Consider the following 13,346-nt stretch of genomic DNA (forward strand, 5'->3'; position numbering starts at 1 on the left):
CCCCGCGGCACCCAAGGAGCCCGTCATGCCAACCACCCGCACCGTCTCTGCCTTCGGCACTGCCGACGACCGGCCGCTTGACCTCGTCATCTTCGGCGGCGCCGGCGACCTGTCGGCGCGCAAGCTGCTGCCCTCGCTCTATATGTGCCACCGCGACGGCAACCTGCCGGACGGCACCCGCATCATCGGCGTGGGCCGGCACCGGTGGGACCGCGAGGCCTTTGTCAATTTTGCCGACGAAAGCGCACAACCGTTTGTCGATGCGCGCTATATCGAGGCGGGCAAATGGCAAGCCTTCCTGCAGCGGCTGGACTTCGTGCATCTCGACGCCGCGCAGGCCGCCGACTATCCCGCGCTGGCCGCGCAGTTGCGCAACGACGCGCTGCGCATCTACTACATGGCGATGCCGCCGGGGCTGTTCGCCGCCACCTGCGACAACCTCGCCAGCCATGGGCTGATTGCCGGCGACACCCGGCTGGTGCTGGAAAAACCGCTGGGCGTGGACCTGGCCTCGGCGATCGACATCGGCGAGGTGGTGAGCCGCTATTTCAGCGAGGAGCGCACCTACCGGATCGACCACTACCTGGGCAAGGAGACGGTGCAGAACCTGATGGCGCTACGCTTCGGCAATTCGATCTTCGAGCCGCTGTGGCGCACGCCGTTCGTGCGCAGCGTGCAGATCACCGTGGCCGAGACCGTGGGCGTGGGCACGCGCGGCGGCTTCTACGACGAGGCCGGAGCGATGCGCGACATGGTGCAGAACCACCTGCTGCAGCTGGTCAGCATCCTGGCGATGGAACCGCCGGCATCGCTCAACTCCGACGCGGTGCGCGATGAAAAGCTCAAGGTGCTGCGCTCGCTGCGGCCGATGTCGCCCGAGGACGTGCGCCGCAACACCGTGCGCGGCCAGTACACCGCCGGCGCCATCGGCGGCGAGCTGGTGCGCGGCTACCTGCAGGAAGACGGGATTCCGCCCGACAGCCGCACCGAGACCTTTGTCGCGATGCGGGCGGAGCTGGGCACCTGGCGCTGGAACCAGGTGCCGTTCTACCTGCGTACCGGCAAGCGCATGCAGGAGCGCGTGACCGAGGTGGTGATCCACTTTGCCGAGGTGCCCCATTCGATCTTCGACCCGGGCAGCACGCTGCAGCCCAACCGCATGGTGATCCGGCTGCAGCCGGAAGAGGCGGTGCGGCTGACGCTGATGGTGAAGCAGCCGGGCGAGGGCATGAAGCTCAAGCCGCTGAGCCTGGCGCTGAACCTGGACTCGGCGTTCACCACGCGCCGTGCCGAAGCCTACGAGCGCCTGCTGCTCGACGTGATCCGCGGACGGCTGGCGCTGTTCGTGCGGCGCGACGAGCTGCAGGCCGCCTGGACCTGGGTCGACCCGATTCTTGAGGCGTGGCGCGCGCAGGACGAGGGCCCGCGGCCCTATACCGCCGGCACGTGGGGGCCGGCGGCGTCGTCGGCGTTCATGGCGCGCGAAGGCGTGCAATGGTCGGAGGAAGCCTGAGCGGCTGGCCGGACCCGCTGCGCCTGCGGGTTCCCCGCACTGAGAAAGGCCGTCAGCCGCCGGCCATCCGCAGCGCGCGCCGGTACTGGATCGCCTCGCCCACGTGGGCGGCGTTCAGCACCTCGGCGCCGGCCAGGTCGGCAATCGTGCGCGCCACCTTCAGCACGCGGAAGTACGAGCGCGCCGACCATGCCAGCCGCGTCATCGCGCCGCGCAGCAAGGCTTGGGCCTGCGGGTCCATGCCGCAGTGCTGCTCGATCTCGCGCCCGGCCAGTTCGCTGTTGGGCTTGCCCTGCCGGGCCAGCTGGCGTTCGCGCGCGGCCAGCACGCGCGCGCGCACCGCGGCGCTGGCTTCGCCGGGTGGGCCGTCGAGCATTTCGCCCTGGTCTTGCGCGGGCACTTCGACCTGCAGGTCGATGCGGTCGAGCATGGGGCCGGAAATCCGCGACTGGTAGCGCCGCACCTGGTCGGGGGTGCAGCGGCAGGGCCGGTCGGGGTGGCCAAGGTAGCCGCACGGGCACGGGTTCATCGCTGCCACGAACTGGAAGCAGGCGGGGAAATCCGCGTGGCCATTGGCGCGGGCGATGGTGATGCGGCCCGATTCCAGCGGCTCGCGCAGGACTTCCAGCACGCGGCGGTCGAACTCGGGCAGCTCGTCGAGGAACAGCACGCCGTGGTGCGCCAGCGAGATCTCGCCCGGGCGCGGATTGCCGCCGCCGCCGACCATGGCCGGGCCCGAAGCGGTGTGGTGTGGCGCCCGGCACGGGCGCAGGCCCCAGGCGTCGGCGCGAAAGCCGCCCGGGGTCAGGCTCATGACGGCGGCGGCTTCCAGCGCCTGCTGCAGCGACATCGGCGGCAGCAGGCCGGGCAGGCGCTGCGCCAGCATCGACTTGCCGGTGCCCGGCGGGCCCACCAGCAGCACCGAGTGCTGGCCGGCCGCCGCCACCTCCATGGCGCGGCGCGCCTGCGCCTGGCCGCGCACTTCGCACATGTCGGGACCGCGCCCGGTGGCGGCGGGCAGCAAGGGCGGCATGGCGCGGGGCAGCCGCGCCTCGGCCACCGGGCCGAGGTGGTCACAGGCCTGGCGCAGCGTGGCGGCCGCGTGCACGGGCAGGTCTTCGATCAGCGCGGCTTCGGCGCCGTTGCCCGCGGCGACCAGGAAGGCGCGCGGCGCTTCGCCGGCAGCTGCGCGCGCGGCGTTGTCGCGCGCCAGCCCCATCGCCATGGCCAGCGCGCCGCGCACCGGACGCAATTCGCCGGACAGCGACAGCTCGGCGGCAAATTCATGCGCGTCCAGCGCGTCCGACGGAATCTGGCCGCTGGCCGCCAGGATGCCGAGCGCGATGGCCAGGTCGAAACGGCCGGACTCCTTGGGCAGGTCGGCCGGGGCCAGGTTGACGGTAATGCGGCGGTTGGGAAACTCATAGCCGCTGTTGAGGATGGCGGCGCGCACGCGCTCGCGGCTCTCGCGCACGCCGGTGTCGGCCAGGCCGACGATGGTGAAGGCCGGCAGGCCGTTGGCCAGGTGGGTCTCGACCCGCACCGGCGGCGCGGCGATGCCGGTCAGGGCCCGGCTGCGTAGGACGGCAAGGCTCATGACATCGAACCGCACGAAACTGTTAACGAAAAAGGCCGCCAGGACTGGCGGCCTTCAGACAGGCTGGAGGATGGCGGCGAGACCGGCGTGCTCACGCGCCCCCGGTCGAATCCACCGAGCCGGCGCCGGGCGGGATGCCGGCGCGGCGCTCAAGCTCCGCCACGCGGCTTTCCAGTTCCTCCAGGCGGGCGCGGGTGCGCGCCAGCACCTGCGACTGGACGTCGAATTCCTCGCGCGTGACCAGGTCCAGCCGGGCAAAGCCCTGGGTCATCATGCTGCGCACGTTCTTCTCGATGTCCCTTGCCGGCGAATTGCGCAGCGCCTCGCTGACCTTGTTCTGCAGGTCGTTGAAGAGATCGGTCGGTTTCATGGTTTCTCCTTTGCGCACCTGAGTGGTGCCAATCCGGGTGGACATCTGGCGTATGGCGCGCTTTCGCACAGGATTTGGGCGCCCTGAATGCGGGCGGTTCGTGTGCGCGCGGGCCGTACACAGCCACCGTCAGGTCTCGATTATCGCCCCAGCGGCACGCGCGCGAAAGGACCGGCGCCGCGCCGTTCACACCTTTTAACCCGGTCTGGCGTCGCTGCAGGCCAGATTCAGGCCCGCGTCGGCGCCTGGCCCGAGTGCGCAGATGCGCATCGACCGCCGGCAGACGGCGGGATGCCGCAGGGTGGCACGGCAGTTGCAGTAGTGCTGCCGAGCTGCCTCGAAGCTTCACCGGAATTCCAACTAAACGAAATCCGAGCCATCAGCAAAAAGGAGAAAAACCCCATGAAGAAGTTGGCCCTTGCAGTCAGCGCGGTGGTCCTGGCCAGTGCCGCGAACGGCGCCATGGCACAGAGCACCGACGCCGCGGCCCCGGCTGCCGAGCCGGCCTCGCCGCATACGTTCACGGCCAACGTGTCGCTGGTCTCGGACTACCGCTATCGCGGCATCAGCCAGACCAACCTGCGCCCGGCCATCCAGGGCGGTTTCGACTACGCGCACGAAAGCGGCTTCTACGTGGGCAACTGGAACTCCAGCATCAGCTGGCTGGAGGACGCCAACCCGGCAGTGTCGGCGCCGGTCGAAATGGATTTCTACGGCGGCTTCAAGAACACCTTCAAGGTGGCCGGCACCGAGTTCGCCTATGACCTGGGCGTGCTCGAGTACTACTACCCGGGCGGCTACAACAACCCGCGGCCGTACACCACCGAACTGTATGCCGGGGTCGGCTGGGGCCCGGTGTTCCTGAAGTACTCGCACTCGGTCACCAACCTGTTTGGCTGGGCCGACAGCAAGAACAGCTACTACGTCGACCTCAGCGCCAACGTGCCGCTCAATTTCTGGGACCTGACGCTGAACGCGCACGTCGGCTACCAGGGCGTCAAGCACAACAGCGATGCCTCGTACACCGACTGGAAGATCGGCCTGACCAAGGACCTCGGCAAGGGCTTTGCGCTGGCGATCGCCTATGTCGACACCAACGCCAAGCAAGTGGCCTACACCAGCGCCAACCGTGGCCGCTACCTGGGCAAGGCCGCGGCCTGGGCCTCGATCACCAAGACTTTCTAACTCTGACGCAGCCCCGGGCGGGCTGATGCCGGTCCGCTCCCAGGAGAATCCTGATGAAACTCATCATCGCAGTCATCAAGCCGTTCAAGCTCGACGAGGTGCGCGAAGCGCTGTCGGACGTGGGCGTGTCCGGCATCACCGTGACCGAAGTGAAAGGCTTCGGCCGCCAGAAGGGCCATACCGAGCTGTATCGCGGCGCCGAATACATCGTCGACTTCCTGCCCAAGGTGAAGATCGAGGTGGCCGTGCCCGACGACGTGGTCGAGCGCGCCATCGAGGCGGTCGAGAAATCGGCCCGCACCGGCAAGATCGGCGACGGCAAGATCTTCGTGGCCCCGATCGAGCAGGTCATCCGCATCCGCACCGGCGAGACCGGCGGCGATGCCCTGTGACCCAAGACAGCATAGAGACAAAGGTGAATTCCATGAAAACCTGGATCAAGCGATTCCTGACGGCGGGTGCGATGGCGCTGGCCGTCGGCACGGCTGGCGTGGGCATGTCGACGCCGGCCGCCGCGCAGGACAAGCCGGCGGCTGAGGCTTCGGCCGCTGCCCCTTCCGCGGCCGCCGCCGCACCCGCTGCAACCACCCCGGCAGCAACCCCGGCGCCCGCCGCCGCACCCGTCGCCGCACCGGCGGAAGCCGCCGCGGCGCCTGCGGCACCCGTGCCCAACAAGGGCGACACCGCCTGGCTGCTGGTCTCGACCGCGTTCGTGATCCTGATGACGCTGCCTGGCCTGGCGCTGTTCTACGGCGGCCTGGTGCGCTCCAAGAACATGCTGTCGGTGCTGATGCAGTGCCTGGTGATCTTCTCGCTGGTGGCGCTGCTGTGGGCAATCTACGGCTACAGCTTTGCCTTTACCGAGGGTAACGCCTTCTTCGGCGGCACCGACCGGCTCTTCATGAAGGGGCTGACAGTCGAGGCCGTGGCCGCCACCTTCAGCAAGGGCGTGGTGGTGCCCGAACTGGGCTACTTCGCCTTCCAGTGCGCCTTCGCCTGCATTACCTGCGGCCTGATCATCGGCGCCTTCGCCGAACGCGCCAAGTTCTCGGCCGTGCTGGTGTTCGTGGTGCTGTGGTTCACCTTCTCCTACATCCCGATGGCCCACATGGTCTGGTTCTGGCCGGGTCCGGACGCCTACACCGACGCCGCCGCGGGCACCGCCGCAACGGCCAAGGCTGGCTGGCTGTTCCAGAAGGGCGCGCTCGACTTCGCCGGCGGCACCGTGGTGCACATCAACGCCGCCGTGGCTGGCCTGGTGGGCGCCTTCATGTTCGGCAAGCGCATCGGCTTCGGCCGCGAGGCGATCCGCCCGCACAGCCTGACCTTCACCATGGTGGGGGCCTCGCTGCTGTGGTTCGGCTGGTTCGGCTTTAACGCCGGCTCGGCGCTGGAAGCCAACGGCTCGGCCGCGCTGGCCTTCGTCAACACGCTGCTGGCCACCTGTGCCGCGGTGCTGGCGTGGACCTTCGGCGAGTGGCTCGGCAAGGGCAAGCCGTCGATGCTGGGCGGCGCCTCGGGCGCGGTGGCCGGCCTGGTGGCGATCACCCCGGCGGCCGGCTTTGTCGGCCCGATGGGCTCGATCGCGATGGGCCTGGTGGCCGGCCTGCTGTGCCTGTGGGGCGTGACCGGCCTGAAGCGCATGCTGGGCATGGACGACTCGCTGGACGTGTTCGGCGTGCACGGCGTGGGCGGCATCGTGGGGGCGCTGCTGACCGGCGTGTTCGCCGCGCCCAGCCTGGGCGGCACCGGCATCTACGACTACGTGGCCAACAAGGTGGCGGACGACTACTCGATCGCCGGCCAGCTGTGGATCCAGTTTGAAGGCGTGCTGACCACCGTGGTGTGGTCGGGCGTGGTGGCCTTTGTCGCCTACAAGCTGGTCGACATGCTGATCGGCCTGCGCGTGCCGGAAGACGAAGAGCGCGAAGGCCTCGATATCACCTCGCACGGCGAGACCGCGTACGAAGGCTGAGCGAAACCGTGTTGTGCTGGAGGGCTGATTGGGAATCTGCTCTCAGGAGTTTTGCCCGGCTGCGTGCCGGGCTTTTTTCTTGTTGGCGTTGACTGAGGTTGCAGACATTTGCGTGCGGCCCAGGGCGCCGGCGCGCTCGGACCTGGCCATCGGGACGCTATTCGCGACGGTCGCCGAAACCGGCAAACGCAGTACTGGGGCGGGCAAACCAGCAATCCCGCGCGCCGGGCGCGGGCTTTTCGCAAAGTGCTTAAATCCGATCTTAAAAAGCTTCAGTTGTATTTAATGTGCTGCAGACATACATTGCCATTGAGGCAGTTTCCTCCACCTGCAGAACGCTCCCCGTATCTGTCAGGCCATTTAAAAGCGCGGCATCGCCGCGCTTTTTTTTGCCCGGCTGCCGGCGCCGGCGCGGCCTCTTTATTTTCCGCGGCCCATCCCCATATCGTTATCCCTTATGCCAGGCGCTGCATATCCTTATAAAGGGTGTGCCAGCGCCTGGTTGGCCGTTCCTCTACAATCGGGGCGAACGATTTAGACGATCTATAGGATGGATATGGTCCCGCATCTCATCACCGCGCTGAACGGTCCGCTGCTCGAACTGGAAAAGAAAATCCTGGACGCCACGCCGTCCATCGAGCGCTGGTTCAGGCTGGAATGGCAGGAGCATACGCCTCCGTTCTATTGCTCGGTGGACCTGCGCAACGCCGGCTTCAAGCTGGCGCCGGTCGATACCAACCTGTTCCCGGGCGGCTTCAACAACCTGGCCACGGAAATGCTGCCGCTGGCGGTGCAGGCGGCGATGGCGGCGATCGAGAAGATCTGCCCGGACGCCAAGAACCTGCTGCTGATCCCGGAGCGCCACACCCGCAACATGTTCTACCTGCAGAACGTGGCGCGGCTGTCGCTGATCATGCGCCAGGCCGGGCTGAACGTGCGCCTGGGCTCGCTTTCCGAGGAAATCACCGAGCCGACCCCGATCGAGCTGCCCGACGGCCAGACCCTGGTGGTGGAGCCGCTGGCGCGCCTGGGCACCAAGGGCCGCCGGCTGGGCCTGAAGGATTTCGATCCCTGTTCGATCCTGCTCAACAACGACCTGTCGGCCGGCATTCCGCCGATCCTGGAAAACATCAATGAGCAGTACCTGCTGCCGCCGCTGCACGCCGGTTGGTCGACGCGCCGCAAGAGCAGCCACTTTTCCGCCTATGACGAGGTGGCCAAGAAGTTCGCCAAGCTGATCGACATCGACCCGTGGATGGTCAACCCGTACTTTGCGCGCACCACCGGCGTGAATTTCCACGAGCGCGTGGGCGAGGAGGAACTGGCCGACGCGGTCGAAGGCGTGCTGAAGAAGATTGCCAAGAAGTACCGCGAGTACGGCATCAAGGAAACGCCGTACGTGGTGGTCAAGGCCGATGCCGGCACCTATGGCATGGGCATCATGACCGTGCGCGATCCTTCCGAGATCAAGGGCCTGAACCGCAAAGAGCGCAACAAGATGAGCGTCGTCAAGGAGGGCCTGGAGGTCAGCGACGTCATCATCCAGGAGGGCGTGCACACCTTCGAGAAGGTCAACGAGGCCGTGGCCGAACCGGTGGTGTACATGATCGACCGCTACGTGGTGGGCGGCTTCTACCGCGTGCACACCGGCCGCGGCAACGACGAGAACCTGAACGCCCCGGGCATGCACTTCGTGCCGCTGGCGTTTGCGCCCAACGGCATCCCCGACAGCCATGCCAAGCCCGGCGCGGCGGTGCCGAACCGCTTCTACATGTATGGCGTGGTGGCCCGGCTGGCCTTGCTGGCGGCGTCGCTGGAACTCGAGAAGACCGACCCGAACCCGATCATCTGAACGCCACCATGCGCATCCTCTTTATCACCGATCCGCTGGAGACCTTCAAGACCTACAAGGACTCCACCTACGCCATGATGGCCGAGGCCGCTGCGCGCGGCCATGAGCTGTACTGGTGCCTGCAGCCGCAACTGGCGCTGTCGGGCCGCACCGTCGAGACCGTGGCCACGCGCCTGCACCTGACCGGCGAGGGCGGCGACGGACATGGCGCCTGGTACCGCGAGGGCAACAGCGCGCTCGAGCCGCTGTCGGCCTTCGACGCGGTGCTGATGCGCAAGGACCCGCCCTTCGACATGGAATACGTGACCAGCACCTGGCTGCTGGAGCTGGCCGAGGCGCAGGGCGCGCGGGTCTTCAACAAGCCGCGGGCGATCCGCGACCATTCCGAAAAGCTGGCGATCGCCCAGTATCCGGAGTTCATCACGCCGACGCTGGTCACGCGCGACCTGGCGCGCATCCGCGATTTCCACGCCGAGCATCGCGACATCATCGTCAAGCCGCTGGACGGCATGGGCGGCATGGGTGTGTTCCGGGTCGGCGCGGACGGCATGAACCTGGCGGCGATCGTCGAGACGCTGGGCCAGGACGGCGCCCGTTCGCTGATGGTGCAGCGCTATATCCCGGCGATCAAGGACGGCGACAAGCGCGTGCTGCTGATCGGCGGCGTGCCCGTGCCGTATTCGCTGGCGCGCGTGCCGATGGCCGGCGAGGTGCGCGGCAACCTGGCCGCGGGCGGCACCGGGCGCGCGCAGGAGCTGAGCGGGCGCGACCGCGAGATCGCCGAGGCGCTGGCGCCGGGGCTGTGGGAGCAAGGCCTGCTGCTGGTCGGCCTGGACGTCATCGGCGACTACCTGACCGAGGTCAATGTGACGAGCCCGACCTGTTTTCAGGAAATCACCCAGCAGACCGGCTTCCATGTCGCGGCGATGTTTATCGACGCGCTGGAGCACGCCGTGAGTGCTGCTGGCAGCTAGCCGACACCAGCTCAGGCCGGCAGCGGGAGCGCGGGGGGGCGCCTGCTACAATCGGGGCAATCCAACGGATTCACCATCATGGCAGGCATCCTGATCATCGCGCACACCCCGCTGGCATCAGCCCTGCGCGATTGCGCCGCCCACGTCTACTGTGGCCAGCCGCAGCGGCTGGAAGCCATCGACGTCCTTCCCGATGCCGATCCCGCCGCGGTGCTGGCCGAGGCCAGGCGCCGGCTCGATGCCATCTGCGAAGACAACGGCGCGCTGGTGCTGACCGATATCTTCGGCGCCACCCCCGCCAACATTGCCGCGCGCCTGGCCGAGCCGGGCCGCGTGCGCGTGCTGGCCGGCGTCAACCTTCCCATGCTGGTCCGCGCCATCTGCTACCGGGCCGAAAAGCTGGACCAGCTTGCCACCAAGGCGCTGGCCGGCGGCGCGCAGGGCGTGCTGCAGGTCGGCACCACCACCGTCCAGAACCAAACCGCCAATCATCCCGACAAATATGCTGCAGAGGGACACCACCATAGTCAATAAACTCGGACTGCACGCACGCGCGTCCGCCAAGCTGACCCAGCTCGCCGGCAGCTTCGTCAGCCAGGTCAAGATGTCCCGCAACGGACGCCAGGTCGATGCCAAGAGCATCATGGGCGTGATGATGCTGGCCGCCGGCATTGGCTCGACGGTGACGCTCGAGACCGAGGGGCCCGACGAGCAGGAGGCGATGGACGCGCTGCTGGCACTGATTGCCAACCGCTTTGGTGAAGGGGAGTGAGGCCGGCGGCCTTGACCCGAATTGATCAACGTTCCTGACGGAGCGGTACATGCCTTTCGCCCTGCACGGCATCCCGGTCTCGCGCGGCGTCGCCATCGGGCGCGCGCACCTGCTCGCGCCCGCGGCGCTGGACGTGTCGCACTACCTGGTCGATGAAGAGCAGCTCGACGCCGAGGTGGAACGGCTGCGCGCGGCGCGCGCCGCGGTGCGCGCCGAACTGGCTGCGCTCAAGCGCGACCTGCCGCGCGATGCGCCCGAAGAGCTGGGCGCGTTCCTCGACGTGCACGCGATGATCCTCGACGACGAGGCGCTCGCGCGCGAGCCCGAGGCGCTGATCCGGGGCCGGCGCTACAACGCCGAGTGGGCACTGACCACGCGCCTCGAAGAGCTGATGCGCCAGTTCGACGAGATCGAGGACGAATACCTGCGCGCGCGCAAGGCCGATATCGAGCAGGTGGTGGAGCGCATCCTGAAGGCGCTGGCCGGCGCGCCGGTGCTGGTGCCCGCGCCGGTGCCCGCGCTGGCCGCCGACGGCGAGCCCGCCCCCGGCGTGATCGTGGTGGCCCACGATATCGCGCCGGCCGACATGCTGCAGTTCCGCCACACCGTGTTCCACGGCTTCGTCACCGACCTGGGCGGGCGCACCTCGCATACCGCCATCGTCGCGCGCAGCCTCGACATTCCGGCCGCGGTCGGCGTGCAGAGCGCGAGCGAGCTGATCCGCCAGGACGACTGGATCATCATCGACGGCGATGCCGGCCTGGTGATCGTCGACCCTACCGCCATCATCCTCGAGGAATACCGCCACCGGCAGAGCGAGCGCGTACTGGAGAAGAAGCGCCTGCAGCGGCTGCGCCATACGCCGGCGGTGACGCTGGACGGAATCGAGATCGAGCTGCTGGCCAATATCGAGATGGCCGAGGACGCCGGCGCCGCGCTAACCGCCGGCGCGGTCGGCGTCGGCCTGTTCCGCTCCGAGTTCCTGTTCATGAACCGGCGCGACGAGCTGCCGGGCGAAGACGAGCAGTTCCAGGCCTATCGTGGCGCGGTTGACGCCATGCACGGGCTGCCGGTGACCATCCGCACCATCGATATCGGCGCCGACAAGCCGCTCGACGCGCGCGGCGACGGCCGCGCCGATGACTTCGAGACCGCGCTGAATCCGGCGCTGGGCCTGCGCGCGATCCGCTGGTCGCTGTCGGAGCCCGGTATGTTCCTGACCCAGCTGCGTGCGCTGCTGCGCGCCTCGGCCTTCGGCCCGGTGCGGCTGCTGGTGCCGATGCTGGCGCATGCCAGCGAGATCGACCAGACCCTGGCGCTGATCGCCAAGGCCAAGCGCCAGCTTGACGAGCGCGGCGAGCCCTACGATCCGGGCATGAAGGTCGGCGCGATGATCGAGATCCCGGCGGCGGTGCTGTTGCTGCCGCTGTTCCTGCGCAAGATGGATTTCCTGTCGATCGGCACCAACGACCTGATCCAGTACACGCTGGCCATCGACCGTGCCGACAACGCCGTCGCGCACCTGTTCGACCCGCTGCACCCGGCGGTGCTGCAGCTGGTGGCGCGCACCATCCGCGAGGCCAACCGCGCCGGCGTGCCGGTGGCGGTGTGCGGCGAGATGGCGGGCGATCCGACCATGACCCGGTTGCTGCTGGGCATGGGGCTGCGCGAATTCTCCATGCACCCGGCGCAACTGCTGCGGGTCAAGCAGCAGATCCTGCACGCCCACTGCGAACGCCTCGAGCCACTGGTTGACCAGCTGCTGCAGGCCTACGACCCGGAGGAGCAGGCCGCGGTGCTGCGGCAGATCGCACAACCCTGAGGACATCAGGGTTTTCTGAATCGTCGAGGCGGCTGGTGGCGCACTTCCATGAGGCGGAAAGTGCCGTGCCAGCCGCCTCTTTTTTATGTCCAGTGACGTGGAATCGACCTGTTTCGAAGTGGCTTAATGGGAATTGTTATCATTATTGATCTCTGATATTCTGACGTTCATTCGCGAGGACATGCCGGTGTTCCGCGCCGCAACGGAGGGGCTTGTGTACGTCTGCATCTGCAACCAGATCACCGATCGTGAGATTCACGGTGCCGCGCACTTGGGCGTCGAAACCCTCGACGAACTGGCTGAAACGCTCGGCGTCGGCACTTGTTGCGGCCGTTGCCGCGAGTGCGCGCAGCAGGTGCTGCAGGAAGGCGTGGCCGCGGTGCGCAACGTGACCGTCGCGACCCTCGCCAGCATCCAGGTTGTGGAGATTTCTTCCTGTTCCGCATCGGGCCCATGTACCATAATGGACACTCGGGACCCGGCAGTCGCGAACGACCAGCGCAAGGCGCTGGTGGCCTGAACGCGCCCATGAACTGAAGCTTCAGTTCACGGCGCGTTTTCGCGCTTTTCCTTTTTTTACTGACTGCACGGCGCCATTGGCGCCGTTTCGTGTTTTTGCGCGGGCCCGAGGCAACAGGAGCCGCCAATGAAAGGTGACAAGAAGGTCATCCAGCATCTGAACGCCCAGCTCAAAAATGAGCTGACCGCGATCAACCAGTATTTCCTGCACGCCCGCATGTATCGCCACTGGGGCCTGAAGAAGCTCGGCGACGTGGAGTACAAGGAATCGATCGGCGAGATGAAGCACGCCGACCGCCTGATCGAGCGCATCCTGATGCTGGACGGCCTGCCCAACCTGCAGGACCTGCACAAGCTGCTGCTCGGCGAAGACACGCCCGAGATGCTCAAGTGCGACCTGAAGCTGGAACAGACCGCGCACACCACCGTCAAGGAAGGCATTGCCTATTGCGAATCGGTCGGCGATTATGTCAGCCGCGAAATTCTGGTCGATATCCTCACCGATACCGAGGAACATATCGAGTACCTGGAAACGCAGCTGGACCTGATCGACAAGGTCGGGCTGCAGAACTACCTGCAGTCGCAGATGGAGCCGGGCGAGCAATAAGCCGCCGTCTTCGGCGAGGCTGCCCCGGCGGGCAGCCCGCCCCAGCGCGCGGCGCCAATCGGTGCCGCCTGGTTGCTCGCCTGCAGGCAGTAACCCTTCTCATTCCAATTCCTTTCTTCATCCAGGTGTCGCCGGCGGGGCCAACGCTCCTGACCCGCCG

At 67.3% G+C, this 13,346-nt stretch carries 13 protein-coding genes; 11 read left to right on the plus strand and 2 right to left on the minus strand.

The features are described from left to right. Positions 1–25 precede the first annotated feature (25 nt). A complete protein-coding gene (gene zwf, locus ACOCMH_RS18245; protein WP_171514323.1) occupies positions 26–1,513 on the plus strand; it encodes a glucose-6-phosphate dehydrogenase in 1,488 nt (495 codons plus the stop codon). A gap of 52 nt (positions 1,514–1,565) precedes the next feature. Here the strand turns inward: zwf and ACOCMH_RS18250 are convergent, their stop codons facing one another. Both ACOCMH_RS18250 and ACOCMH_RS18255 read right to left on the minus strand, forming a co-directional pair. Next, positions 1,566–3,110 carry a YifB family Mg chelatase-like AAA ATPase gene (locus tag ACOCMH_RS18250; protein WP_427312406.1) on the minus strand — a complete coding sequence of 515 codons (1,545 nt, stop codon included), beginning with the start codon at positions 3,108–3,110 and terminating at the stop codon, positions 1,566–1,568. A 91-nt stretch (positions 3,111–3,201) separates the two neighbouring features. Then, the gene (locus tag ACOCMH_RS18255; RefSeq protein WP_012351595.1) at positions 3,202–3,480 is read right to left on the minus strand and encodes an accessory factor UbiK family protein; all 279 of its coding nucleotides are present in this window, start codon (positions 3,478–3,480) and stop codon (positions 3,202–3,204) included. 402 nt (positions 3,481–3,882) lie between these two features. Here ACOCMH_RS18255 and ACOCMH_RS18260 point away from each other — a divergent pair, with 402 nt between their 5' ends. The 10 genes from ACOCMH_RS18260 to bfr all read left to right on the plus strand — a co-directional run bounded on the left by ACOCMH_RS18260 (position 3,883) and on the right by bfr (position 13,186). Next, a complete protein-coding gene (locus ACOCMH_RS18260; RefSeq protein WP_427312407.1) occupies positions 3,883–4,665 on the plus strand; it encodes a TorF family putative porin in 783 nt (260 codons plus the stop codon). 53 nt (positions 4,666–4,718) lie between these two features. Further along, entirely contained in the window at positions 4,719–5,057 is a 339-nt protein-coding gene (locus ACOCMH_RS18265) for a P-II family nitrogen regulator (protein WP_010814843.1), read from the plus strand. A gap of 32 nt (positions 5,058–5,089) precedes the next feature. Continuing rightward, entirely contained in the window at positions 5,090–6,640 is a 1,551-nt protein-coding gene (amt, locus tag ACOCMH_RS18270) for an ammonium transporter (RefSeq protein WP_427312408.1), read from the plus strand. Positions 6,641–7,196: 556 nt separating this feature from the next. Next, positions 7,197–8,492: a glutamate--cysteine ligase gene (gshA, locus tag ACOCMH_RS18275; protein WP_171514319.1), complete on the plus strand. Its 1,296-nt coding sequence runs from the start codon at positions 7,197–7,199 to the stop codon at positions 8,490–8,492. An 8-nt stretch (positions 8,493–8,500) separates the two neighbouring features. After that, positions 8,501–9,466, plus strand: coding sequence for a glutathione synthase (gshB, locus tag ACOCMH_RS18280; RefSeq protein ID WP_427312409.1), 966 nt, complete (start codon positions 8,501–8,503; stop codon positions 9,464–9,466). Between the two features lie 78 nt (positions 9,467–9,544). Beyond that, positions 9,545–10,000 (plus strand): PTS sugar transporter subunit IIA, encoded by a 456-nt coding sequence (locus ACOCMH_RS18285; protein ID WP_427312410.1) that lies wholly within the window; start codon positions 9,545–9,547, stop codon positions 9,998–10,000. Further along, the gene (locus ACOCMH_RS18290; protein ID WP_427312411.1) at positions 9,969–10,238 is read left to right on the plus strand and encodes an HPr family phosphocarrier protein; all 270 of its coding nucleotides are present in this window, start codon (positions 9,969–9,971) and stop codon (positions 10,236–10,238) included. The genes ACOCMH_RS18285 and ACOCMH_RS18290 overlap by 32 nt, the downstream gene beginning before the upstream one ends. 49 nt (positions 10,239–10,287) lie before the next feature. Then, complete coding sequence (ptsP, locus tag ACOCMH_RS18295; protein ID WP_427312412.1) at positions 10,288–12,060, plus strand: phosphoenolpyruvate--protein phosphotransferase; 1,773 nt, start codon at positions 10,288–10,290, stop codon at positions 12,058–12,060. 214 nt (positions 12,061–12,274) lie between these two features. Further along, positions 12,275–12,580, plus strand: a complete 306-nt coding sequence (locus ACOCMH_RS18300) for a (2Fe-2S)-binding protein (protein ID WP_026164535.1) — start codon at positions 12,275–12,277, stop codon at positions 12,578–12,580. A 126-nt stretch (positions 12,581–12,706) separates the two neighbouring features. Further along, positions 12,707–13,186, plus strand: a complete 480-nt coding sequence (gene bfr, locus ACOCMH_RS18305; protein WP_078195143.1) for a bacterioferritin — start codon at positions 12,707–12,709, stop codon at positions 13,184–13,186. Positions 13,187–13,346 lie beyond the last annotated feature (160 nt).

It is taken from the genome of Cupriavidus sp. H39 (genome assembly GCF_050271075.1).
Taxonomy (GTDB): domain Bacteria; phylum Pseudomonadota; class Gammaproteobacteria; order Burkholderiales; family Burkholderiaceae; genus Cupriavidus; species Cupriavidus necator_B.

Bases quoted from the DNA above. Each gene is read 5' to 3' on its own strand.
- bfr (WP_078195143.1), top strand. From the start codon at position 12,707: ATGAAAGGTGACAAGAAGGTCATCCAGCATCTGAACGCCCAGCTCAAA.
- ACOCMH_RS18255 (WP_012351595.1), bottom strand. From the start codon at position 3,480: ATGAAACCGACCGATCTCTTCAACGACCTGCAGAACAAGGTCAGCGAG.
- ACOCMH_RS18250 (WP_427312406.1), bottom strand. From the start codon at position 3,110: ATGAGCCTTGCCGTCCTACGCAGCCGGGCCCTGACCGGCATCGCCGCG.
- ACOCMH_RS18265 (WP_010814843.1), top strand. From the start codon at position 4,719: ATGAAACTCATCATCGCAGTCATCAAGCCGTTCAAGCTCGACGAGGTG.
- zwf (WP_171514323.1), top strand. From the start codon at position 26: ATGCCAACCACCCGCACCGTCTCTGCCTTCGGCACTGCCGACGACCGG.
- ACOCMH_RS18260 (WP_427312407.1), top strand. From the start codon at position 3,883: ATGAAGAAGTTGGCCCTTGCAGTCAGCGCGGTGGTCCTGGCCAGTGCC.
- ACOCMH_RS18290 (WP_427312411.1), top strand. From the start codon at position 9,969: ATGCTGCAGAGGGACACCACCATAGTCAATAAACTCGGACTGCACGCA.
- ptsP (WP_427312412.1), top strand. From the start codon at position 10,288: ATGCCTTTCGCCCTGCACGGCATCCCGGTCTCGCGCGGCGTCGCCATC.
- amt (WP_427312408.1), top strand. From the start codon at position 5,090: ATGAAAACCTGGATCAAGCGATTCCTGACGGCGGGTGCGATGGCGCTG.
- gshA (WP_171514319.1), top strand. From the start codon at position 7,197: ATGGTCCCGCATCTCATCACCGCGCTGAACGGTCCGCTGCTCGAACTG.
- gshB (WP_427312409.1), top strand. From the start codon at position 8,501: ATGCGCATCCTCTTTATCACCGATCCGCTGGAGACCTTCAAGACCTAC.
- ACOCMH_RS18285 (WP_427312410.1), top strand. From the start codon at position 9,545: ATGGCAGGCATCCTGATCATCGCGCACACCCCGCTGGCATCAGCCCTG.